16 protein-coding genes and 3 pseudogenes are annotated in these 23770 nt (G+C 48.6%); 14 read left to right on the top strand and 5 right to left on the bottom strand.

Going from position 1 to position 23770, the window contains the following annotated elements; all coding sequences use genetic code 11:
* The first annotated feature begins 235 nt into the window (after positions 1 to 235).
* Entirely contained in the window at positions 236 to 871 is a 636-nt protein-coding gene (locus PanJK_RS22605; RefSeq protein ID WP_265303163.1) for a hypothetical protein, read from the top strand.
* A 512-nt stretch (positions 872 to 1383) separates the two neighbouring features.
* Here the strand turns inward: PanJK_RS22605 and PanJK_RS24040 are convergent.
* Positions 1384 to 1539: a conjugation system SOS inhibitor PsiB family protein gene (locus PanJK_RS24040; RefSeq protein WP_414858963.1), complete on the bottom strand. Its 156-nt coding sequence runs from the start codon at positions 1537 to 1539 to the stop codon at positions 1384 to 1386.
* Between the two features lie 727 nt (positions 1540 to 2266).
* Here PanJK_RS24040 and umuD (PanJK_RS22600) point away from each other — a divergent pair.
* The 7 genes and pseudogenes from umuD (PanJK_RS22600) to arsC all read left to right on the top strand — a co-directional run bounded on the left by umuD (PanJK_RS22600) (position 2267) and on the right by arsC (position 8476).
* Positions 2267 to 2689, top strand: a complete 423-nt coding sequence (gene umuD / locus PanJK_RS22600) for a translesion error-prone DNA polymerase V autoproteolytic subunit (RefSeq protein WP_246862595.1) — start codon at positions 2267 to 2269, stop codon at positions 2687 to 2689.
* A gap of 8 nt (positions 2690 to 2697) precedes the next feature.
* Positions 2698 to 2925 (top strand): annotated as a pseudogene (locus PanJK_RS22595) (DNA polymerase V subunit UmuC); the annotation flags it as partial.
* A 73-nt stretch (positions 2926 to 2998) separates the two neighbouring features.
* Positions 2999 to 3982, top strand: a complete 984-nt coding sequence (locus tag PanJK_RS22590; protein WP_137387510.1) for a tyrosine-type recombinase/integrase — start codon at positions 2999 to 3001, stop codon at positions 3980 to 3982.
* 1 nt (position 3983) lies between these two features.
* Positions 3984 to 6107: a tyrosine-type recombinase/integrase gene (locus PanJK_RS22585; RefSeq protein ID WP_265303160.1), complete on the top strand. Its 2124-nt coding sequence runs from the start codon at positions 3984 to 3986 to the stop codon at positions 6105 to 6107.
* A 183-nt stretch (positions 6108 to 6290) separates the two neighbouring features.
* A complete protein-coding gene (locus tag PanJK_RS22580) occupies positions 6291 to 6644 on the top strand; it encodes a metalloregulator ArsR/SmtB family transcription factor (protein WP_137387512.1) in 354 nt (117 codons plus the stop codon).
* 72 nt (positions 6645 to 6716) lie between these two features.
* Complete coding sequence (locus PanJK_RS22575; RefSeq protein ID WP_265303157.1) at positions 6717 to 8000, top strand: arsenic transporter; 1284 nt, start codon at positions 6717 to 6719, stop codon at positions 7998 to 8000.
* 47 nt (positions 8001 to 8047) lie between these two features.
* Positions 8048 to 8476, top strand: coding sequence for a glutaredoxin-dependent arsenate reductase (arsC, locus tag PanJK_RS22570; protein WP_137387514.1), 429 nt, complete (start codon positions 8048 to 8050; stop codon positions 8474 to 8476).
* A 42-nt stretch (positions 8477 to 8518) separates the two neighbouring features.
* Here arsC and arsH read toward each other — a convergent pair whose 3' ends face one another.
* Complete coding sequence (arsH, locus tag PanJK_RS22565) at positions 8519 to 9241, bottom strand: arsenical resistance protein ArsH (RefSeq protein ID WP_265303153.1); 723 nt, start codon at positions 9239 to 9241, stop codon at positions 8519 to 8521.
* Positions 9238 to 9573 carry an ArsR/SmtB family transcription factor gene (locus PanJK_RS22560; protein ID WP_137387516.1) on the bottom strand — a complete coding sequence of 112 codons (336 nt, stop codon included), beginning with the start codon at positions 9571 to 9573 and terminating at the stop codon, positions 9238 to 9240. Before PanJK_RS22560 ends, arsH begins: the two co-directional genes overlap by 4 nt.
* Positions 9574 to 10956: 1383 nt before the next feature.
* Here PanJK_RS22560 and umuD (PanJK_RS22555) point away from each other — a divergent pair.
* The 3 genes and pseudogenes from umuD (PanJK_RS22555) to umuC (PanJK_RS22545) form a co-directional block, all read left to right on the top strand.
* The gene (gene umuD, locus PanJK_RS22555) at positions 10957 to 11406 is read left to right on the top strand and encodes a translesion error-prone DNA polymerase V autoproteolytic subunit (RefSeq protein ID WP_137387517.1); all 450 of its coding nucleotides are present in this window, start codon (positions 10957 to 10959) and stop codon (positions 11404 to 11406) included.
* 8 nt (positions 11407 to 11414) lie between these two features.
* A complete protein-coding gene (gene umuC / locus PanJK_RS22550; RefSeq protein WP_137387561.1) occupies positions 11415 to 12689 on the top strand; it encodes a translesion error-prone DNA polymerase V subunit UmuC in 1275 nt (424 codons plus the stop codon).
* A gap of 59 nt (positions 12690 to 12748) precedes the next feature.
* Positions 12749 to 13792: pseudogene (gene umuC / locus PanJK_RS22545) on the top strand (translesion error-prone DNA polymerase V subunit UmuC); the annotation flags it as partial.
* A 522-nt stretch (positions 13793 to 14314) separates the two neighbouring features.
* On the opposite strand, the gene PanJK_RS22540 reads toward umuC (PanJK_RS22545), so the two are convergent.
* Complete coding sequence (locus tag PanJK_RS22540; RefSeq protein ID WP_265303148.1) at positions 14315 to 15187, bottom strand: hypothetical protein; 873 nt, start codon at positions 15185 to 15187, stop codon at positions 14315 to 14317.
* Positions 15188 to 15763: 576 nt separating this feature from the next.
* On the opposite strand from PanJK_RS22540, the gene PanJK_RS22535 reads away from it, so the two are divergent.
* Positions 15764 to 16972: an AAA family ATPase gene (locus PanJK_RS22535; RefSeq protein WP_222185884.1), complete on the top strand. Its 1209-nt coding sequence runs from the start codon at positions 15764 to 15766 to the stop codon at positions 16970 to 16972.
* The gene (locus PanJK_RS22530; RefSeq protein ID WP_265303146.1) at positions 16969 to 17952 is read left to right on the top strand and encodes a ParB/RepB/Spo0J family partition protein; all 984 of its coding nucleotides are present in this window, start codon (positions 16969 to 16971) and stop codon (positions 17950 to 17952) included. Before PanJK_RS22535 ends, PanJK_RS22530 begins: the two co-directional genes overlap by 4 nt.
* 272 nt (positions 17953 to 18224) lie before the next feature.
* Here the strand turns inward: PanJK_RS22530 and PanJK_RS22525 are convergent.
* Positions 18225 to 19282 (bottom strand): annotated as a pseudogene (locus tag PanJK_RS22525) (IS3 family transposase).
* Between the two features lie 2479 nt (positions 19283 to 21761).
* Here PanJK_RS22525 and PanJK_RS22520 point away from each other — a divergent pair.
* Complete coding sequence (locus PanJK_RS22520) at positions 21762 to 22835, top strand: RepB family plasmid replication initiator protein (RefSeq protein WP_265303144.1); 1074 nt, start codon at positions 21762 to 21764, stop codon at positions 22833 to 22835.
* The last annotated feature ends 935 nt before the right edge of the window (positions 22836 to 23770 follow it).

Raw genomic sequence — 23770 nt, 5'->3', positions numbered from 1 at the left:
TATCTGCTTCCAGGAGCGAGCAGATGTACCACACTGATATGTTCTCCCTTTCAGGCTACAGGAGTGTTTTTAGCAGCTACCCGAAGGCGGTCCTCTCAAGCTATTCGACCATTGGTGGGTCGCCAGTTGGCGACGTAGTGCATGTGAACAATATCAATACTACAGCACCGATGTCAAAACAGATCTAATATTTACGTTTAAATCCGAATTCATATTAATAATTTAAAGGAAAAAAATGGACAACATTAGCAATGCGACCTTGCTGACTTTAACTGTCACCATATTTATAGCAGCAGTTAACTTTTTCTTTGGGATTCATGGAAGGCTGAAAAAATTCTCGAATGAAAGAATATCTGTCTACAAGGAAATATCCTCACTTGAGGATAGCAATGGACAATTGTCAGATGCTAAAGAAGTTGCAAAGCAGAAGCTCAAGTCACAAGTGCTTTTTGAATTGACAAAATTGAGAGATACCAAACTTGCTTCTTTAATGCTACATATCCTGAAGAAGAACTCTGGCATAGACATTAAAAAAGAAACGTCTGTCAGAACAGTAATTGACTGTTTAGATCAAGAAGTGACAGTTATAAACTCTTCATTTACAAACACCACCCTATCTCTTAGTCGACCTCGATTCCGTAAAAAAAGAAACAAAGGTGCCTTACTAGTTTTCTTATATATAACCCTATCAATTATATTTTCGCAAGCAGCATTTTCATTCTCTGAATCAAGAGAGCAATTACCAATGGCATTAGCAACAGGATTAATATCCTTGTTTATGATCTTTCTGTATGCACTATGTCTAATAAAATACCCTATACTGGGTAGCTTCAATCATTATAACAACATCATAAGCAATCTAGAAAATTAAATACCCCTCAGTGGAGTGGGTACTAAAACTCACTCCATTCTTAATGATTACCGTCCAAAATTCATCCTTGAACCCTATAACAATAATTTAATCCAACAACCTCTGGATAATATCTGAAAACATTTTAGAGGTGGAGTTAATCCAATTTATAAAAAATTATGAGCTTAACCGCTAAACTGGAGTTTTGTGAATATGAACGTGATACTGAGATAACCTGTTCCCTATTGATCTCACAGAATGCTGTTAGCATTCTGTACGCTGCTTTTAAACAGCTGCAGTTTGTAACCAGTGCTGTTTCTGCTTCGCAGATATGACTTTCCTGCGCCTCCGCCCAGTGTAGCATCGCCTTCATGAAAAAATCCGGCGCTGCGGTTCCAAACTGCAAAACAATGTCTGGCAGAGTCAGTAATGCTGTAGCCGGTACGGAAGCGCTGTCATATTTCATTTCAAGCCAGCTGCATCAATTGGATGTGCAGAACTTTGCGCCATTGAAGTCTTCAACGATGTTGTGTTCATGATCGCCCTCCCCTTTTGCACATTACAGCCACAATTTCCGCAGGTGTGATGCGCGCAAATACCATTTTTTCTGTCTGCGTGAGCAGATGGCCAATGGTCTTCGGCTTGAAGCGTTCGGTATTCAGAATATACAGGCCGGTGTGATCTAACACCTCAGGTATAAGCCATTGACAGAAAAGGAAATTTTCCACCTGGACTGAGAATATCGATCGTGACGCGGCGATTTTTCAAGTGCGTCAGGCGTAGATGAACCAGAAACACCTCACCCCCTCTGCACTCGCGGTCAGTTATCGATTGCAAATAAATCTTTTAGCCTGAATCTTTTGCCTTAATTTTCTGCGTCAGCATTAGCTACCCGATGGCCTGAAAGGCTTGGGAGAGGACGACGTTAGGCTTGGTGCGAAGCATGGCTGCCGCCAGAGGCCAGCATCATGTAGTGAAAGAGTATGCATTTTGTGGCGCCCCAATATTGAGGAGCCACACGGGATCGCAGGCGATGTTAATTCTGCGCCTCATCCGCAGAGGGGTTGTCCACAATTTGTGGTGTACAGCTATCCGCAAACCCTGTGGGCAGTTTATCGCACGACAGAGGGAGCAAGGTGGCAGGAGCAACTGCTCACTTAGCAACCAATCCCTGGCGCTATGCGTTTTATCCAGCTGAATTCTGAAAATAACTCATTATTCTTCAGGGGCATTATCGGTAGTGGGACGATTCATCATGGATACAGACTTGTCATTGAATCACCTCTAAATGATACTGTACATATAAACAGTGTCATTGGAAGGAGGATTTATGGGTTGTGTCATGTCGTTTTCAGCCGCAGAAGCTGTGGCTTTAAGAGAGTTACTGTCGTGAAACCCGCAGCTTACAGCACTGGCCTGACACTGCTCTGGCCGCCTATATTTACGCCTCGCGTTCGCGTGCCGCTGTTTGCGGACACCTGCGCGGCGGGCTTCCCCTCCCCTGCTCAGGATTACGTTGAGTCAGAGCTTGATCTGAACGAGTTATGCATACGTCGGCGAGCCTCAACATTCTTCGTTCGTGCCAGCGGCAGCAGCATGCAGGAGCTGGGCCTTTATGACGGTGACGTCATGGTCGTGGACCGTGCTGAGGAAGCTTCACATGGGGATATCGTCATTGCTGAGGTTAACGGCGAATTCACGGTTAAACGTCTGCAGCTGCATCCTCGGCTCGCCCTTCTGCCCATGAACCCTGCCTACTCAACTATTTATCCGGAAGAGCTGCAGCTGCTTGGCGTCGTAACTTGGTTCTTCAACAGCACGCGTGCCCGCCGGAGATAACTATGCCCATGTTTGGCCTTGCAGACGTTAATTCCTTCTACGCCAGTTGCGAATCGCTGTTTCGACCCGATTTGCGCGGCAAGCCAGTGGTGGTACTCAGTAACAATGATGGCTGCGTTATTGCACGCTCCGCAGGTGCTAAAGCGCTGGGAATAAAAATGGGAGCGCCCTGGTTTCAGATAAAAAATGAAGGATATCCCGTCAAAATTCATGTCTTTAGTTCGAATTACGCCCTATAGTAAGTTAAGTGGAATGCAACATTGGTTGAGTAAACTTTGAGCAGCAGAACTGCTGTCAGAGGTAAACACAATGCTGATTTCACCGAATGAACACAGCCTGGCGCTGGCTGAGCGCTGGCTTAAACTGTTATCCGATCTGGGCAGGGCGCAGGCCACGCTCACCGCCTACCGCAATGCCCTCAGCCATTATTTTGCGTTCTGCAGCCAGAACAGCATTGAACCTGAAAAGGCCCGGTTTGAAGATCTGGCCGCCTACATCAGCCCTCAGTTACCCGGCATGCCCTTTCCCGTGGCCAGCGCCACGCTCCAGCTGCGCCTGTCGGCGATCCGCCTATGGTATGACTTTCTGATGTACCAGGATCTCTGTCTGGTGAATCCGCTGCCCCGTTCCGGCACGCCTGGCATGCTGAGTTCCGGTAGAGGGCTGGTTCCCCGCGTCGTAAAGCTGCCACGGATCCCTGACGATGCGCAGTGGCAGGCTTTTCTTTTTCATGCTGCCTCATCCCCGCTTCGTGACCGCCTGATGCTGGCATTAACCTATTACGGCGCGCTGCGGCGATCTGAAATTACCTCCTTGCGTGTTGACGACCTCGACTTTGCGCACCGGCTTATCCGTATCCGGGCTGAAACTACCAAGAGCCGGCGTGAACGCATCGTCTGCTACAGCCCGGCCGTGGCACCCGTGCTGGCGGCGCATCTATTGCAGATGAAACGGGAAGGGATCGCCAGAGGTGCCCTGTTCCGTTCTGCGTCCGACCGCAATCAGGGCGCGCCGCTTTCCTTCTGGACCTGGAGCAAAACGGTACGGAACTGGGCACTGATGTCAGGGCTGCCGGACATATCAACGCATACCTTCCGCCACCTCCGCCTCACACATCTCGCCCGTGCGGGCTGGAAGCTGCACGAGCTGGCTACCTATGCGGGACACCGCGATCCGGGGACTACCCAGATTTACATCCACCTTTCCGGACGGGATCTCGCCGCCAGGATGGCAGGCGCGGTAGAAACGGCAGATATCAGAATGGCGAACCTCATTTTCAGCCAGGAGAATTAACATGAGCACAAGCACACCGACCGGAATCAGCTGGCGAGCCTTCAGCATTGATGAATACCGGCTGGAAACGTCACTGACTTCCGATGAGCGGACTGCGCTGGCCAGCTCTCACAGCCGGTCCGGTATGTTAAGGATGAAACCTGCGCCTGACCTTATCAGGCCGCTGACGGATATTGCCGCCGCAAGCGGATGCAGCAGCAAAATCGCCGGGCTGGTTATAGCAAGACTGCTGCGCGACATGAATGCATCAGGTGCGCCCTGCTGGTGCTGGCCTCAGGAACGCTGGCAGACGCTCTGCCGGGAAGTCAGGGAGGGTCGTCCTCTGATGGCCGCTTTTGCCTGGCACCTGGGAGGTCTGCATGACACGCTCAGCCTCCCTGATATCCGAAAACCCGCCCTCTATGCCTGCGCCATCTTCGGTCAGAGTTTTTATTATCAGGAGCTGCACCGGCTGACCGATACGCTGACGTCACTGGGTTATGCCGCGGGAAGCCAGAAACAGCACACATCCGGCGTGCTGGCAATGCTGATGATAATGAACAGGGATCCCCGGCTTGAGACGTTTACGACCGAACTGCTCTGGCAGGCACAGAACAGCATCGATAACGCGACATCCCGTTACGTCGGCCGGGTCTCACACGGGCTTGCTGCGCTGGGCATCATCAGCGCCCCGGTGAGGATGCGCAACTATACGAAGTGGTATGAAAAACCGGTCGAAGGAATCGATCCCGCCTGGGTGCACTGGTGCCGGCGCTGGCGGGAAACGTCAGTGCTGCGACCGCGTACCCGGGAAAGCCAGTACAGCTTTATTCTGCGCTGCGGCCTCTGGCTGGCAAGGGAGCATCCGCAGGTGCGGGAACCGGCAGACTGGACGCTGGAAATCTGCGCCAGTTTTATTGCGGCGGTGGGCCGGATGAACGTGGATGAGCTTCAGCTGGGCACGGAGAGAGGCACCCGTAAATCGATACGATCCGGCGAACCCATGATGCCCCACTCCCGCGCGGGTGTAATCTATGCGCTTCGCCGTTTCATGATCGATTATGAAAACTGGGGTTGGGGGCGCCTGCGCTTCAGCCCTGCCCGTCATCTTTCCACACCGGACACGCCCCTGTTCCGTCGCGGCGTCAATCCACGGGTTATCGACGATCCGGTCTGGCTGAAGCTCATCTGGGCCAGCCTGAATCTGCGCCAGGAAGACCTGCTCACTGAAATCCATTATCCGCTGGCCATGCTGCAGGCGATGGCCGTTATCTGGACCCATGCAGGGTTGCGGAAAAACGAGCTGCTCCGCCTGACCACTGGGTGTATCGCGCCGCAGGCAGATGAAATAGTGAAAGAGGACGGCAGCGTCATTCCTGCCGGGACCCTGTGCTACCTGCATATTCCCGCCGGAAAGACCTCAAAAGCCTATGTTAAACCCGTGGCGGCCGTGGTGAAAAAATATGTCGATACCTGGCTGGCCGAACGCCCGACAGAACAGGCCATGCTGGCTGATGAACGGACCGGTGAGAAAGTCCGGCTTCTGTTTCAGTTCCGGGGGAAGCCCGCAGGCAGCGCTATCATGAACCGCACGCTGATACCGATGCTGTGTGCAAGAGCCGGCGTCCCCGTAGAGGACAGCGGTGGCACAATAACCAGTCACCGGGGTCGGGCATCGGCAGTGACCGCGCTGGCGAGCGTTCCGCAGGGGATGTCTCTGTACGAACTGATGCAGTGGACCGGGCACTCAACGCCCCAGTCCACCATGCATTATCTCCGCATCCGCCCGACTCAGCTGGCAGCCTCGTTTGTCAAAGCAGACAGGGTCGCCCACATGATAAGCGTACTGATTGACCACGATCCGGAAGCCGCCAGCCTGACCGGCCCCGCGACGTACTATGATTTGGGCGATTCCTACTGCACAAATCCGTTCTGGAGCAGCTGTCAGCACCGGATGGCCTGCATCGGCTGTGATTTTAACCTGCTCAAAGACAGCGCGCGCGGGCTGATACTGGAAAGTAAAGCCTCAGTAAAACGCTACCTTGAAGAAGTCCCTCTCACCGCCGATGAAAAAGCGATTGTAGAGAATGATGCCGAAAAAATAGATCAGGCCCTTAAAAGACTGGCCGTTAAGCCTGGAGGATGAAACGGGCTGCAACAGGCCAGGCGCGGTGATGGCTGACTTGCCTGTGCCTGAATCGAGGCGGAGCAGGCCAGATTTCCCGTTCAGTAAAAATAGCTCCAGAGTGAATCATATGCCTTTTATCGAATATGTTTTTAGACTATGCTCTTTCAACTACCCTTGGATCATCCTGGATCGGGAATCAACATGTTATCTCTGACGCCACTGCAACTGTTCAAAAACCTTTCGGATGAAACTCGCCTGACGCTGGTGCTACTGCTGAAAGAGAAGGGAGAGCTTTGCGTGTGTGAACTCACCGGCACACTGAATCTTCCACAGCCGAAAATTTCCCGTCACCTCGCAATGTTGCGTTCCAGTGGATTACTCAGCGATCGACGCGACGGCAAGTGGATCCACTATCGCCTCTCCCCACACATGCCAGCCTGGGCGGCCTCTGTCATTGAACAGGCGTGGCTGAGTCAGCGTGACGAAATCCGCGACCTGGCGGGTCATTCACAGCTCGATCATGCAACCACTAACGGCAGAGCTGTCTGTCTGTAAAAAAAAAAATTTAACCAAACAAATTCGTTTATCCGAATGTGTTTGGCGTTGATTAATTAAAAAGGAGGCAGCATGCTGCTGGCAGGCGCAATTTTTATTCTCACCCTGGTGTTCGTCATCTGGCAGCCGCGCGGGCTCAGTATTGGATGGAGCGCGGTGGCCGGAGCCGCGCTGGCGTTGATTACGGGCGTGGTACACCCAGGGGATATTCCCGTGGTCTGGCAGATAGTCTGGAACGCCACGGCCACGTTCATTGCGGTGATTATCATCAGCCTGCTGCTGGATGAGTCAGGATTTTTTGAGTGGGCAGCGCTGCACGTAGCACGCTGGGGTGGCGGCAACGGAAAGCTGCTATTCACGTATATCGTGCTGCTGGGCGCGGCGGTGGCAGCGTTGTTCGCTAACGATGGGGCGGCGCTGATACTGACGCCGATCGTGATTGCCATGTTGCTGGCGCTCGGATTCAGCCGTGGTGCGACGCTGGCGTTCGTGATGGCTGCGGGTTTTATTGCCGATACGTCAAGCCTGCCGCTTATCGTGTCTAACCTGGTCAACATCGTTTCGGCGGACTTTTTCCATCTGGGATTCAGTGATTACGCGTCGGTTATGGTGCCGGTCAATATTGCCTCAGTGCTGGCGACACTCGTTATGCTGCACCTGTTTTTCCGGAAGGAAATCCCGGCAAAGTATGACGAGGCGAAGCTCAAAGCACCACGTGACGCCATACGTGATATCAGCATGTTTCGCACCGGATGGGTGGTGCTTATTTTGCTGCTGGCTGGCTTCTTTGCGCTGGAACCGCTCGGCGTGCCGGTGAGCCTGGTCGCGGCTGTCGGCGCACTGATCCTCTGGCTGATCGCGCGGCGCGGGCACGTGATTGATACCCGCAAGGTGCTGCGCAATGCGCCCTGGCAGATCGTGGTGTTTTCACTGGGCATGTACCTGGTGGTCTATGGATTACGTAATGCAGGTCTGACGGAGTATCTGACCACGCTGCTCAATGATTTCTCCGCTTCGGGTGTCTGGGGGGCGGCGATGGGTACCGGGTATCTCACTGCCCTCCTCTCATCAGTCATGAACAATATGCCCACGGTGCTGATTGGCGCGCTTTCCATTGATGCCAGTTCGGCACAGGGTATCGTGCGTGAGGCCATGATTTACGCCAACATTATCGGCTGCGATCTTGGGCCAAAAATCACGCCAATTGGCAGCCTGGCAACACTCCTGTGGCTGCACGTGCTGTCACAGAAAAACATCCGTATCAGCTGGGGTTACTACTTCCGGGTCGGCATCGTTATGACGCTGCCGGTGCTGACCGTTACGCTTGCCGCGCTCGCGCTGCGTCTGTCGATCTGACGATAATCCGGGGCGGCGCATGCGGCCCCCATACACGAGGTTTTACCATGTCTGACATCACCATTTATCACAATCCCGCCTGCGGCACTTCGCGCAATACGCTGGCGCTGATCCGCAACAGCGGCGCAGAACCCGTAGTGATCCATTACCTTGAAACCCCGCCGACGCGTGAAACGCTTGAAGCGCTGATTGAAGCGATGGGTACCGGTGTACGGGCGCTGCTGCGTAAAAATACTGACCCGTATGAACAGCTGGGCCTCGCCAGCGACAGCTTCTCAGATGAACAGCTACTGGATGCCATGCTTGCTCACCCGATCCTGATTAATCGCCCGATAGTGGTAACGCCGCTGGGAACAAAGCTTTGCCGCCCTTCAGAAGTCGTGCTGGACATTCTGCCTGACCCGCAACAGGGCCCGTTTACTAAAGAAGATGGCGAAGTGGTGATTGGTGCGGACGGTAAACGCGTCAGCCAGTAATCAGAAAGGATGAAAAGAAAAACCGGCGTTTCGCCGGTTTTATCAGATGCTGCGCTGGTTAACCCTGGCTGAGAGCTGCTCCGCGCTCTCCTTTCTCTCGCTGTAGCGGTCGGTCAGGTAGTCGCTTCGTCCACGCGTCAACACGGTGAACTTCATCAGTTCTTCCATCACGTCCACGATGCGCTCGTAATAGGCCGACGGCTTCATCCGACCCGCTTCATCGAATTCCGCCCAGGCTTTGGCCACGGAAGACTGATTAGGGATGGTGATCATGCGCATCCAGCGCCCCAGAATACGCATCTGATTCACCGCGTTAAACGACTGAGAGCCGCCGCTGACCTGCATCACCGCCAGCGTTTTACCCTGTGACGGGCGCACCGCGCCGGTTGCCAGCGGTATCCAGTCAATCTGCGCTTTCATCACGCCGGTCATCGCGCCGTGACGCTCCGGTGAACACCACACCATGCCTTCTGACCACAGCACCAGCTCGCGCAGCTCGGCAACCTTAGGGTGCGTTTCAGGCGCGTCATCGGGAAGAGGCAAGCCGGATGGATTAAAAATTCTGATATCGGCTCCCATCGCCGTCAGCAGTCGAGCCGCTTCTTCCGTGGCAAAACGACTAAACGAACGTTCACGTATAGAACCGTACAGCATCAGTATGCGCGGCGCATGAGTGAGCTCTGTCGCCGCCAGCTTTGCGGTCGTCACCGGTGCATCAAACAGGTCAGCATCGATATTGGGTAGCGTCATGTCCGTCAGGTTCATTGTGTTTTCTCCGTTAACTGTGTGGGCAGGCTGAAGCCGCATCCCCCTTCTCCGCTGCAGCACTCTTCGACGAGAAAGGCCAGCAGCTGCTCCAGCCGCTCATACTGTGGCAGGCAAAACAGCGTACGCCCCTGACGATCCTGGCGGATAAGCCCGACAGACATCAGCGCGGAAAGATGATGGCTCAGCGTGGATGCAGGGATATCCAGATGCTTCTGTATATCGCCGACCGGCAACCCACCATGTCCGGCCTTAACCAGCGTTTTGTAAACGGCCAGCCGCGTAGGATGGCCGAGTTCCTTTAAGGCGCTGGCTGCAGTGTTCAGGTCCATAGCAATCCCCATTTATCTATATTTCCAGAATAGTAGAAATAAAATTCCAGTCAACAAGTGTGATTGAGTTGTTATGTCCTCAATAAGGAAAATGTCCGCTGATCGCTTACTACAGCTTTTTCGCCCATGCATTGGCAGTTTCGTGCCAGGAGCGGACGTTTTCAACATCTGTATGCATTAATCTTTGGAGAAGAGTTTTCACTGCATAGCTATGCAAATGCGCCGAAATCATCAAGGGCATTTTTCGGGATTTGAGCCGGGGAAAGGTGCCGGAAGGGGTGTTATGGTAAATCCGGACACCTGATGGGCCCTACTTGCTAGCAATAGCAACCGCGTGCATAGCAACTGCATCCAGAGCCAGAACAACAGCCCATAGTTGCGGTTTTCTGTGGGTCTTCGTAGATAGCAAACACTGACACCGCTTTGCCGCGAACGTGCACGCGCACAGCGGCTATCTCATCTGCTGGGCCTATCACTGGCATTGCTCCATATTGGGACAAGTTGATTCGGAGTTTGTTATCTTCGATCTTTGTCTCGAAGTTCGCTTGCTTCAACTCAGCGCCCTCATCATCTCCACATGCACACTGTCCATTTTCATCTTCCAGATGGAGGTAAATGGGAGGTGCGGATTCGTTTTTTTTCGGGGAGAGGGTATCGGTACTCATAGGATTTCTCCAATCAGTTTATTGGTTGAGTTATGGCTCGCAACACCGTCCTATGGCAGTGTGAGTTAGAGGGAAATACAATTCTTCACCTTTTCGTCATAGCGATAATAAGCAAAGCACATGCCCATTCGGGCATCAAGGTGGGGGCCGCTTGGAAAAGGAAAAATATCCTATGCCAAGGCTTTTTTTTACCAGTATGGTATAGATAACCACCTGAACTACCGCTGCTCCGCCCTCTGTTATTCGAAAGATAGTTCCGTACATCCCTTACAGTCATGGGTTTCTGCTCAATGGAACGAAATCACCTCTTAAGCCCAAATGCTTAACGTAAGATGATTTCTCTTTCCCATGCTGCCCCCTATATAAGCCATCGACGCGAAATCTACGACTGAAGCCCGCAAAACGGGCTTTTTCATGCCAGTTGGACAATAGATGTTATGTCTAATGCGGCATAACATTCCTATCCCATAGTTTTGACGTCAGCTCCTCGCTCAAAGCTGCCCATAGGTACACGAGAATCCTTTTGTAAAATTGTCTTCTAAGGGATTGATCGTACTGAGCAGCACCCTTTTTATTCGAATAAGTCACATCTCCCCACTTGTCAGCGCTTCGAAGCTCATTAATACTGTATACATGAACAGTATTAGTTTGGGGGTTTTCATGCGCATTTCATCTTTTTTACTAAATCAATCATTGCCAGGTGCCCGGGATTTAAAAAATGAAGGCCGTTAGTTACACGCAGGGCCTGACGCTACTCTGGCCTCCCGTATTTACGCCGCCGCTAAGAGTGCCGCTTTACGCAGATCCATGCGCTGCTGGATTCCCCTCCCCTGCCCAGGATTATGTGGAGAAAGAGTTAGATCTGAACGAGCTCTGCATAAAACGCCGCGCTTCTACGTTCTTTGTTCGCGCAAGCGGAAGCAGCATGCAGGAGCTGGGTCTTTGTGACGGTGATGTCATGGTGGTTGACCGCGCCGAAGAAGCCTCGCACGGCGATATTGTCATTGCTGAAGTCAACGGTGAGTTCACCGTTAAGCGTTTGCAGCTGCAACCGCGACTTGCATTGCTGCCCATGAATCCCGCCTACTCCGTGATATACCCGGAAGAGCTTCAGTTGCTTGGTGTTGTCACCTGGTTCTTTAACAGCACGCGTGCGCGCAGGAAGTAGCTATGCCTATGTTTGGACTTGCGGACGTCAACTCATTTTATGCCAGCTGCGAAGCGCTGTTCAGGCCGGATATACGTGGCAAACCCGTTGTCGTGCTCAGCAATAATGACGGCTGTGTCATTGCCCGCAGTGCCGGCGCGAAAGCGCTGGGCATAAAAATGGGAGCACCCTGGTTTCAGATAAAAACGGAAGGTTTTCCAGAAAAGGTCTTTATTTTCAGCTCGAACTACGGGCTTTACCATAACCTCAGCCAGCGAGTCATGACTGCTCTGGAAGAGATGACACCTCGCGTAGAGCAGTACAGCATTGACGAAATGTTCCTGGACCTGACGGGCATAGACGGCTGTGAAGACTTTGAACATTTTGGTCGGCGCCTCAGAACACACGTGCTCAGCACTACGGGTCTTACCGTAGGTGTGGGCATGGGGCCAACCAAGACGCTGGCAAAATCTGCGCAGTGGGCAAGCAAGGAGTGGAAGCAATTTCGTGGCGTGCTGGCGCTGACAAAAGGCAATCCGAGGAGAACGGCAACTCTTCTTGAAAACCAGCCAGTTGAGGAAATCTGGGGCGTGGGGCGACGCATCGGTAAGCGCCTGAACCAGATGGGCATCACTACCGCACTTCAGCTCTCACAGGCCAGTCCGAAGTTCATCCGGGATAACTTTTCCGTTGTACTGGAACGGACGGTACGTGAGCTTAATGGCGAATCATGCATACCACTTGAAGAGCTTCCTCCGGCCAAACAGCAGATTGTCTGTTCACGTTCTTTTGGGGAACGCATTACCTCTAAGGAAAGCATGCAGCAGGCACTGTGCCAGTACGCAACGCGCGCAGCTGAAAAATTAAGGGGAGAGCGTCAGTTTTGCCGTCACGTCGGGATTTTTATCCGGACGTCACCACACGCCGTTAATGAAGTGTTCTACGGGAACAATGCTGGCGAAAAACTTGCCCTTCCCACTCAGGATACACGCGACATTATCGAAGTCGCTATGCGTTCACTTGATCGTATCTGGCTGGACAACCGGCGCTATATGAAAGCGGGTATTGCTCTGGATGATTTTACGCCGAACGGTATTACACAACTCAGTCTCTTCGAAGAGAACAAACCAAGGGCAAACAGTGCGCAACTGATGAAGGTACTTGATGGCATTAATCAGTCAGGGCTGGGGAACATCTGGTTTGCCGGACAGGGGATAAATACTGAATGGAAAATGAAACGGGAAATGCTCAGTCCTGCGTGGACAACACGCTGGTCTGACATTCCCGTTGCGCGGGTACGTTAATTAAAATGAGATGGCAAAAATGGACCTTGCCGGACGTTGTTTTTGTATTCCACATAAATCACTCACTGTCGCAGCGAGTTATGACATCTATTGAGGAGATCGCTCCACGGGTCGAACAATATAGTATCGATGAGATGTTTCTTGACTTGACTGGCATTGACGGGTGCGAAGGTTTCGAAGATTTTGGCCGGCGTCTTCGTGCTCACGTGCTTCGAACAACTGGCCTTACCGTGGGCGTAGGCATAGGGCCCACAAAGACCCTCGCTAAATCAGCGCAATGGGCAAGCAAAGAGTGGAAACAATTCCGCGGGGTACTGGCGCTAACGCCCAGCAATCCGCAGCGCACCACTACTCTTTTGGAAAATCAGCCTGTCGAGGAGATTTGGGGGGTTGGCCGGCGAATTGCTAAAAGACTAAACCTGCTGGGAATTGAAACCGCGCTCCATCTTTCACGCGCTCATCCTAAATTCATCCGTGACAACTTCAGCGTAGTACTGGAGCGTACTGTGCGAGAGCTTAACGGCGAATCCTGCATACCCTTAGAAGAGCTTCCTCCAGCCAAGCAGCAAATCGTTTGTAGTCGTAGTTTCGGTGAACGCATCACAACAAAGTCTGCCATGCAGCAAGCACTTTGCCAGTACGCAACGCGCGCAGCAGAAAAACTACGCGGTAAACGTCAGTACTGTCGCCATGTCAGCATGTTCATTCAAACGTCACCCCATGCACATAATGAGAGCTATTATGGCAACACTGCAGGTATGAAGCTTTCGCTTCCTACGCAAGATACCAGAGAGATCATTGATGTTGCGATGAAGTCCCTTGATCAAATCTGGCTTGAAGGAAAAAGGTATATGAAAGCCGGCGTCATGCTCGATGATTTTACGCCTAATGGAGTGAGCCAGTTGAATCTGTTCGATGAAAATCAACCTCGGGCCAACAGCGAAAAGCTCATGAAGGTTCTGGATGGTATCAACCAGTCCGGACTTGGCAATGTGTGGTTTGCTGGTCAAGGTATCGATACAGAGTGGAAAATGAAACGTGAATTGTTGAGCAACGCCTGGACTACCAACTGGAACGAGATCCCTGTAGCCAGAGTGTATTAGAGCCTCACAGCACGCTAAAAGATGAGATGCCCATTGAGCGTAAATCTCCGATAGCCAATTTAGAGTTACCTCCGCACTAGCAGATAATATTTATGATTATTCATACTACTATAGAACGCTATGACGCGGAGGGATGTTCTATACACCAGGGTCAATAAGATAATCATTTTCAGTAAGCGCTAAACATTACACCCGGTCTATTTCGATTTCCCAAAGAACAAGGGAAATCAAAATGTTGTTAAAATAGGTTCGCACAACGAACTACAAACCTGCAGTGTTTCCCATGTAAGAATCGATTCATTATGCACCAATGGCCTTGAATGATACTCATATTCAAGGCCTGTAAAATCTGGTTGAAATTGTAAGAACGCTGAATTTCTGAGGGGCATTTTTGTTGACAGCTTCCTGAACTACCTAATGCTTTTGATTGGTTTCGACATCAGTTAGTACTTTTAACTCCCAAGGTAGCGCCATAACTCACAGAACCCTATCAGAAATAGTTCTCTTCTACGTCTACGCTCATTACCAATAGCTGATAGATGTTTTGAGGATAGCATCATGTTCCTGAACAGAATTAACTCCAGACTTGGCATTGGGAGTGGTTATCGTTATATGCTGGTTAGCCAATGTGCATCTACCCAATTCATTCCACTCATGGCAGGTGGTCACTGTCTTCTCCACGGTGAAATAGGTTGCCGTTGAAGTTAAACTGAGCTCTCTACCTGTTTGATCATAGGAATAGATGTCCAAGACCGATGCTGAGCGTTTCTGAAGAAGTCGTCCACTGGCATCATACTCATAGTCTGTTTTAGCATTATCTGAACGAAGATTACTTCTTCTATCCGTGCTCAGTAACCGCCCAGCCGCATCGAAGCGGAAAGATGTATTCGCTACTCCAATTTGATGTTGATTTTCTGTCATTGCTTCAAATCTATCACCTGACTTACTTATTACTCCATTTTTCCCTAATAAGATCACGCCCTCAACTTGCTGGCTAAAGAGTTCGGTTTTCTTTTTTGAGTCTGTATCAGTCATGGCGTTATCAAACTTCAAATTTGTTTTCCAGCCATACTCTTTTTTATTGATTTCTGCAGAGTAGGTCGCCGTTAGCACTCGACTTCCCGTTTGGTAGTTCTTTTCCTTAGAAAACTCTGCTTTTATCAATTCTCCGCAACGGCTGAAAATAGCTGAAACTGAACTGTGGATGAAACCATCACGGCTTTCGATGGTTAGTTCCATTGCTTTAGGAGTGTCAGCTGAAGGCTGCTCATCAAAGAGAATGAAATTATTCATCTTGTTATTTTGAACTTGCTGAGGTGAACACTCAGCGCTGATCGCATCGAAAGCGAAGAGTGATAGAAGAGAAAGTAAAGCTGAAGCCTTCATAATTGACATGAATCCATCCTGAACATTCCATTTGATAGAGCATTGTATCTATAAATTCACTATTGCCAAGATTGGTTATAGCCTGTAGAAGCAGAAAAAAATATGAAAAAACCACGTTCTAATTACCGCCATAAAATTTCACGAGTGAGTACAGCAATAACTTTGAATGCACATCATTCTGATGAAAGACATTTAAAAAATCATCTCTAGGGGTTTGATAGGATAACAAGGTATCTCTTCGCTTCAACGGGCGGGAGAAACGCAGATATCCAAGGGAATTTCAATCTGAAATAAAAAACAAAAACATATATTTTTCATTAACTTAACATTGAAATGTCCGTGGGTACTTCTGCGTTTTTTCATCACGTAGTCGTAGATAAGAGAAGTGGGGGAAGGGTGCAGCAAATCGCATCACCATTGTCTAATTGGCGTTAGCTCATAGAAGGAAGAAGGCTGCTAATTGAGCAACGATGAGTGAGATCAACATCTCATGCTCGGTACAACTTTTTAAAGAATATCGTTAAAAGTTGCACGCAGCATCATAAGCTGTACACTGGCTGCAAAAGTTACCAACGGAGCGGAGTAATGAAAAGTAATTACGGTGGGGTAGACGTAACAGCACGTAGGGCAAATGCCATGCTTCGCAGCATGAGTGATGACATCACTGATAGACGTAATGAATACGGACTCGATCAGTATTACCAGACATTCACGCGAAATTCGGTAGCTAATCTACCTAAGCTTAGCCGCCGAGCTGTCGAGCAAGCTGTAGAAGAAATGGAATCTAAAGGGCATGTGTTTGGCAAAAAGGACGCCGGTAATGCCAAGCACTATGCATTAACCATTCAGGATGTGGTTGATATTTACGCTCATCGCAAAGTGCCAAAGTATCGCGATATTCATGCAGGAGAAGGTCCGTTTGTAGTGTTCGTGGTTAACCTTAAGGGTGGCGTATCAAAAACAGTCACCACGGTTACCCTTGCTCATGGCCTGCGTGTTCACCCAGACCTATTACAATATGACCTGCGTACGCTGGTGATTGACCTCGATCCTCAGGCATCCAGCACCATGTTCCTTAATCACACGAATAGTATTGGCTCAATCGTCGAGACAGCAGCTCAGGCTATGTTAAACGATCTGGATGCTGAGCAAATCAAAGAAGACATCATTAAGCCGACCATTATTCCCGGTGTGGATATCATCCCAGCTTCGATTGATGATGGCTTTATAGCGAGCCAATGGAATGACCTGGTTAATCAGCATTTACCGGGGGTACTTCCCTCTGATGTACTGCGACGGAATATTATTGATCGTGTTGGACAGGACTATGACTTCATCTTTATTGATACGGGTCCGCATCTAGATGCCTTCATGCTTAACGCCATTGCCGCCAGCGATTTACTGTTGACTCCTACGCCGCCGGCACAGGTAGATTTTCATTCCACGCTGAAGTATTTGACGCGCCTGCCCGAAATGCTTGAGCAGCTGGAGGAAGAGGGCATCACTCCCCGCATCAAAGGTAATATCGGTTTTATGTCGAAAATGACGTCTAAGCGGGATCATGAAATGACGCATGGTCTGGCTCGTGATGTATTTACCTCCTACATTCTCGACGCCTCACTACCGCGCCTTGATGGCTTTGAGCGTTGCGGTGAGAGTTTCGACACCATTGTCAGCGCAGATCCTCACTCTTATCCGGGTAGTGCTGAAGCCCTTAAGAATGCGAAACGTGAAGCTGAGCGTTTTACGCAAGCTGTATTTAAGCGAATTGAGTTTGTAAGAGGTATTAAGTGAAAAAAGAAATGGTAAAACTTGGCCGTCAATTCGGTAAAACAGGCTTCTCTAAAACGCTGAATGAGATCGATGGCGAGCGCGTTTTCACTTTAAAATCAGGTGCAGAAGCAAGCTTTACCCTTACAAGGGTGCTTCATGATGATATCGAGTCAAACACCTATGTGGATGCAGCGATAAACGGCCGTGACCAAGCGTTTCTGACCCCGGAATCAGTTAGTGATATCGCGCGTACGATCAAGTTACAGCAGTTCTTCCCGGCTATTGGCCGCGAAATGAATGGGCGAATTGAGGTTCTGGATGGTTCACGCCGACGCGCAGCCTGCATCTTTAATGGCACATCGTTTGAAGTGCTGGTTACACGTGACGAAATAAGCCTTGCAGATGCGCGTCAACTTGCCATCGACATCCAGACAGCCAAGGAGCATACGCTTCGTGAGCTTGGAAAGCGTCTTCAGTTGATGTACCCGGATGATATGAATAAGTCTGAGATTGCTGAAGCAGAAGGGCTCTCAGCAGCCAAAGTCACTAGAGCATATCAAGCCGCAGCTGTACCGGACGAAATGATCGCCGTCTTTCCTTCAGTTAGTGAATTGTCCATCAACGATTATCAGACATTACTGGATATAGCTGATAAAGCTAAAGCCCAGCACATAAGCATTGAGCAACTCACTGCAGCGGTGCAAGAACGCATAGATAATGATGTCTCTTATGCACCTGAAGATCCGAGTGTAAAAGCCAAAATCATCGCTTATTTCCGTGCAGAAAATGCCGGGGTGAAAAACAAGCGCGGCCCCAAGCAAGTCGTCACGGAAAAAATAGCTGACTTTAAGGACAAGAAACAGTTTGCCCGCAAGAAAACCGACAGTGAAAAAAGATTAGTCACATATGAGTTTTCACGCCTCCCGGCGACCTATCAAGCAGAACTTGATGCTGCTGTTAAAGCTGTGATAGCACGTATGCAAGCTGAAGGTGATAGCTAACATCCATCCCAAGAGGCAAAGCTTTATGACTAAAGCTGTGCCTCTTTCAAATCTGTTCATTAAAATCCCCCCTCCCAAAAACAACCTAACTTATTGTAATACAATGGAAAACAAAAAATATTTCACATTGAAATTCCCATAGAACTCATCTAAAAATCATTTAACAAACAAGTTCAGAGTTATGTGAAAAGGATAGCGGGAAACATGGAGTGATCTGAGGAGTAACTTAAAATCTGCGCGTCATGGCCATCTCCCAAGCTTTAATTCCATATTCACTCAGCTATGTCGACCGACCCTTCATAAAAATTCCCGTTGTACCTAACTGCGGCACATTTAGTCTGAGTCTGGCAATTCAGCGCTGCATACGGAAAGCACTTGTTATAGTGCTGCCGTCACTTATCACGCGTGCTGTTATCGTAAGCATTCTCACTGATAACTTTGCTCATTCAGGCATTCACTTAATCGTCCATTTGAACTCACATTAGATCCGTTCATTTTTGGCTGACCCTGCTGGATGAGCCTAATTTACACATCATGTTCAAAAAGCCAGGCAGGTGAATGCCAGCCCCTGAGCAGTTCTTATCGTCACTAGATTGCCTCCTAAAAGCACGATACTGTCCAGAATATATGCGACCTGAACACCTGAAATCCATAAAGCAACGGTGATAGTCAGGCTTGCATCCGTATAATCATTTACACAGGCCAGGCAATTAATACGGCGACAGTTGAAGAGGGCTTCCATGATGGCCCTCATCAATCTAGCCAGGTTGAGTACATCCGTATAAGAAAGAGGAAGCCATTCAGCTACCAGCCCCTTAAAGCGCTGCCTAAGCTTTTCGCCCAGCGCGTTAAAATGATAAATGCAGTTAACTCGCTTGTGAGTCACTCATAGCTCTGAACGCATCTAAACCCACCAGCTACAGCGAAAACCAAAGCGCCGGCACGCAAAATTCAGTTCATTGATGCGGCTTTCTACTCAGGTACAAGCAGCTGTACGCTATGACTTATAAAGGCAGTTGTACATGGTCAAACCTATGAGTCTGAAGGCACGTCACTGCGACAGTCCGGTCACTCCTATAAACCCCGCGGCATCCCGCTTTAATCTATCGTCAGTACTTTTGGGCCATAGCCATCTGAAATGCCTTCTTATCCAGAATGACTTCGGCAAGCAAATTCATGAGCTGGGCATTGCTTTCTTAAAGTGACTTGACCCGCTTCACTTAAGGAATTCGATGCCGCCAAACTTCTTACACCAGATAGAGAAGGTAGTGTCTGAAATAGCGTGCTTGCGGGCAGCAATCCCAGCCTCGGCCGTGTAGAACATACTCATGATCTGTTCGTCGAAAAAACGTTTCTTCTTGGGGATAGCCTCACAATCCTGATGGCGATATGACTAACACAGGGAAGTATCCATCAAAGTGCAGTAGGTCATGCATACCAAAGCCGATACGAATGACATAAGTATTGCTGCGGTGAAATAAAATCGTTTGATTCAGAACTAGAAGTGGATAGCTTGGTTGGGGTGGGGGGGGATATATCGTGGATAAGAGTTGAAGGTTGATTTAAACACAATTCTGCCGCATTTCTTGTGCTGGATTTGTATTTCCCTGCAAGAATCCCTTAAAAACAATCGTTTATTAGCACTGACGTCGCTACGTGAATTTTAGTGGCTTCGCTGTACCAATCCTCAGCAGAATTCACCAGAACGCGTCACAAATTAGTGTGTAAAATTGGCCTTAAGCATCAATTTGTCATTTCAAGGCGTAACCACATTTCAGGTTATGCTCCGTGCTACGGACAACTTGAATTCACCATTTTCCTGGCATAAGCGTTCATTTCACCCTATGAAGTTGCCAGGCTACATCGTCTCAAGAACATATGATGTGGAACGGCTTCAATTCAGGGGGTAGTAAAATCCCTAAGGTTTAAACAATGGGGGAAGGTAGGGAAGGCGATTACGGCTTCGCTAGAATTTTAAATCTCGGTTCTGTTGAGCATCGCCATTAAGTGCCAGCCAGCACTAGATTGTAGTGATTAGGCTATAGACTCGGGCAATCGTCTCAGGATGATATAGCGTTCACGAGGTTTAGTGTATGGGGTCTTATTCAAACTAAAGGCCCTCAGCTCGCTGATTATCCATCAAACACTTTAGAGTCTGCTCTCCCATTGCTTCATTTGACGTACTTAGATATAAGACTTTTAGTGGAAAATTCGCGTGTTTAATGCCTTTGGAAATTAATTTTTAAACGGCATATTACTTCGGTCTTGCGGTACAGCTGATGCTTTAAAGACAGCAAGAAGAGGTGTTGCTGAGCGAAATAATGTTGGGGATGTATAAAAAAGTGTTCCAACGTAGAGTTCAAAAGCTTTCCAACCCATTAAAAGAGAAGTGTATTATACTTTTTTACGTATTTACATCAGCAAGTTACTGATTACTTCCTCTTGTTCTAACAAATCTAAGCCATCACTCATCTTCTGTTTCAACAGCCCTTTCACTACGCCATTATCTCAACAAATCCTGCTTCTACTATTCTGAAGATTTCACTCGATGGTTATTGGATTCCCCATGAATGGACATTGATCTGATCGATGTCTAGCTGAGTATCTACACAAGCGAAAAATTGAAATGAACATGGAATTGAGAAGGAATGAGAGGGCACTCAACACTATCAAATGTCGCAACTAGTTACTGCTTACAGGCAATGTGAAAGGCTTGACGAGCTAGATTTTGCTGAAAGCCGAAAGTGTATGTCATGGGTAATCTCAATCCAAATGACTACTAAAGCGAGTAAGTTACTCACTATAGCGGTCTTTAGCGTTGCACGTTCTACTCACACCTAAGCAAACCCATACCAACTCATTGGAATAAAGACGAATGTGGATACTCACTACAATAGTCATCTTCTCTCTATAGCAGTCATCATGAGTTGCTGTTGAGAGTCAACAATACGTTTTAAGATCCAGAAGCCAGGCATCAGTACTGTTATACGAGCTCTGTTTGAAGCGGTGTTTAGTACAAGCTCATTAGAAATCCTCAATCATTACAACCACAAACCACAGTATTCCCCGTAGGTACTCACTGTATCAATGCGATGACCAGTCATCAGTGAGGCCAGTTCTTTCCCTTTGAGATGTATGACTGGATATAGCTTACAGGCTTATAGCGTTCCTTTATTTATCCCCATTATCCACAGGTCAGATCCAATAACTTGATCCTAATATGATCCCATTGAGATCCTAAACAGATCCCGACAACGCCACAGGCCTTGCTATCAGTGGTCTAAGCGCCTGTCATTGACTGCTGTAGTGAGTGTAATGACCAATATAACGAGCATCTTGACTGCTATAGAGAGCAGAGATGACCAATATAGAGAGAACATTATGACTGCTATAGTAAGTAACGAGCTGATTTGCTTGTTAATAAGCCAGTTACTCGAAATTATGGTCAAACACCAGCTGCTCATAGGTTCGGTCAAACCACTACATTTTCTGGGTTCTAAGTTTTAAATAGTTATGCACCGAAAACAGCACGCAAAATGGGCAATTTATTGGTTTTAAAGTTATCAACTGGATAGATCCAATAACAGATCCTAATAAGAACCTATATGTCCCATACAGATCCCGGATCGCTCTGATGCCTTGCGGGACTAGGCTTTAGCGTTGATCGCTGACTGCTATAGAGAGTAGAAAGACTACTATAGAGAGTAATTAAACCGCTATAGTGAGTAGAATAACCGCTGTAGTGAGTGATAGTATCCACTGTAACGAGTAACGGCGACTATCGCTTGTTCAAATCACGGATTTTCCAAATGCCGAAAAAAGAACAAGAAATCAACCTGATAGCTGATGCATTCAGTGAAACAGACAAACGAACCGGTGAAGTTGTTCACCTCACACCTAACAGTAATAATACTGTTCAGCCCGTTGCGTTGATGAGGCTGGGGCTATTTGTTCCCACGCTTAAATCCACTGCAAATGGTCGTAAAAATCAGATGTCTACAATGGACGTCACCGATGAGCTTAAACAGCTCACGATCGTAAAGGCTGAAGGTTATGAAAATATCAAAATCACAGGTGCACGTCTTGATATGGATAACGACTTCAAAGCATGGGTCGGGATCATTCATGCTTTTGCGAAATATAAAGTGCTGGGAGATAGCGTAACGCTTCCCTTCGTTGATTTCGCCAAACTCTGTGGTATTCCATCATTACGCTCCTCTGCGAAGCTTAGAACGCGTCTGGAAGCCTCTCTGACACGCATTGCAACGAATACCATCCACTTTGCCAACAAAGAGGGTGAGTACTACGTGACGCACCTGGTTCAGTCAGCAAAATACAGCGTGAAAAATGACACTGTTACCCTGCAAGCCGATCCTAAGATCTTTGAACTCTATCAATTTGATCGCAAGGTGTTGCTTCAGCTTCGAGCTATCAATGAATTAGCGCGTAAGGAGTCTGCACAGGCGCTTTACACCTTCATCGAGAGCTTGCCCCCAGATCCCGCCCCGGTGTCCATGCAACGCCTCCAGGCTCGGTTAAATTTGACCTCTCGGCCTAATACTCAATACGCCACTGTAAGAAGGGCTATGGAGCAGCTGAAAGAGATCGGTTATCTCGATTACACAGAGTTCAAAAGAGGATCGACGATCTACTTTTCGATCCACTACCGTCAGCCGAAACTCAGACCTGCAAGTATCCCAATCAGTCTTCCTGAACTTGAGGACGATGAACTGGACAATGAAGTTGAAATCGTACCCGCTAAGAAGCCGGTGAAGGCGAGGGCGGCTCCAAAGGCCAAGAAGGAGACGGCCGGCAAAATGGTGATGTTGTCAGAAGAAGAACTCGCAATGCTTGAAACCATCAGGAAGAGCAAAAAAAATTAATCCTCATCTTTCGGCTTATCACTTCCTCGTATGTTGACCGCTATAGCGAGAGGCATCTCGCTATAGCGGTCATGCTCAATTCCGAATCAAATATGTGATCATGATCATTCTCACTACAGCAGTCATTTTCTTGAGAGAGATGGTTTGATAATCACCAATTCACTCGCTATAGCGGTCATTAGTGACGTCATCTTCTCAACCGCTATAGCGAGGAAACGAAATTTTCTCTGTTTCAAAATGACTGCTATAGAGAGTATATACCGACTATATTCGGCCAATATCAACAACTGCCCTGGTAGTCACTAACCTCGCAACCCTTGTGAATAGGGATGTTAGTAGGCACTAACACTAAATATTGACTCTGCTAAGTTACACTCGGCCCTAAGCATCTTGACCGAGGGAAATACCTATACTCTCCGAATACTCTTCATAGCAGTCATTGAATTCCTTTTGATAATCACTCTCTATAGCAGTCATTCGCTCAGACTGCGCTCTTACTCTCCATAGCGGTCATTACTCTCTATAGTAGTCATCATCTACAGCAAGTCTTGATTACACATTGAGTATAATTCTTGACCAAATTAGCCGGTGATATGTCTTAGGATCTGATCATTAGGATAAAAACGTTACTGCAGATTGGGTGTAACACTGTCACGTCTTAATGCATTGCTTCCAGCATAGAATTAGAAATCGGAGAGAAAAGTGCATGATTATGGCACATATGGATAACGTTAGGTTTGAACGAAAATCAGGTTTAAACCACATCGACGGCATACTTGATTAGGAGAGAGTATGAGAAATGGCTTAACAGGTTGGAGTGACCCCGAGCCCATAGACAAATCTGCCCTATATTTTGAGCATAGGAGGAGTCTATGGGCACACCACGATTTACCCCTGAGTTTAAAGAAGAAGCAGTCCGCCAGATCACCGAGCGG

Source organism: Pantoea sp. JK (genome assembly GCF_026130245.1).
GTDB lineage: Bacteria > Pseudomonadota > Gammaproteobacteria > Enterobacterales > Enterobacteriaceae > Pantoea > Pantoea trifolii.
This window is presented reverse-complemented; position numbering and strand designations above follow the sequence as displayed.

What these genes read in the sequence shown, in the direction of transcription:
- arsH (WP_265303153.1), bottom strand. Translation starts at nt 9,241, where the DNA reads ATGAACCTGACGGACATGACGCTACCCAATATCGATGCTGACCTGTTT.
- PanJK_RS22590 (WP_137387510.1), top strand. Translation starts at nt 2,999, where the DNA reads ATGCTGATTTCACCGAATGAACACAGCCTGGCGCTGGCTGAGCGCTGG.
- PanJK_RS22535 (WP_222185884.1), top strand. Translation starts at nt 15,764, where the DNA reads ATGAAAAGTAATTACGGTGGGGTAGACGTAACAGCACGTAGGGCAAAT.
- umuC (WP_137387561.1), top strand. Translation starts at nt 11,415, where the DNA reads ATGTTTGGACTTGCGGACGTCAACTCATTTTATGCCAGCTGCGAAGCG.
- PanJK_RS22605 (WP_265303163.1), top strand. Translation starts at nt 236, where the DNA reads ATGGACAACATTAGCAATGCGACCTTGCTGACTTTAACTGTCACCATA.
- PanJK_RS22580 (WP_137387512.1), top strand. Translation starts at nt 6,291, where the DNA reads ATGTTATCTCTGACGCCACTGCAACTGTTCAAAAACCTTTCGGATGAA.
- PanJK_RS22560 (WP_137387516.1), bottom strand. Translation starts at nt 9,573, where the DNA reads ATGGACCTGAACACTGCAGCCAGCGCCTTAAAGGAACTCGGCCATCCT.
- arsC (WP_137387514.1), top strand. Translation starts at nt 8,048, where the DNA reads ATGTCTGACATCACCATTTATCACAATCCCGCCTGCGGCACTTCGCGC.
- umuD (WP_137387517.1), top strand. Translation starts at nt 10,957, where the DNA reads ATGAAGGCCGTTAGTTACACGCAGGGCCTGACGCTACTCTGGCCTCCC.
- PanJK_RS22575 (WP_265303157.1), top strand. Translation starts at nt 6,717, where the DNA reads ATGCTGCTGGCAGGCGCAATTTTTATTCTCACCCTGGTGTTCGTCATC.
- PanJK_RS22585 (WP_265303160.1), top strand. Translation starts at nt 3,984, where the DNA reads ATGAGCACAAGCACACCGACCGGAATCAGCTGGCGAGCCTTCAGCATT.
- PanJK_RS22520 (WP_265303144.1), top strand. Translation starts at nt 21,762, where the DNA reads ATGCCGAAAAAAGAACAAGAAATCAACCTGATAGCTGATGCATTCAGT.
- PanJK_RS22540 (WP_265303148.1), bottom strand. Translation starts at nt 15,187, where the DNA reads ATGTCAATTATGAAGGCTTCAGCTTTACTTTCTCTTCTATCACTCTTC.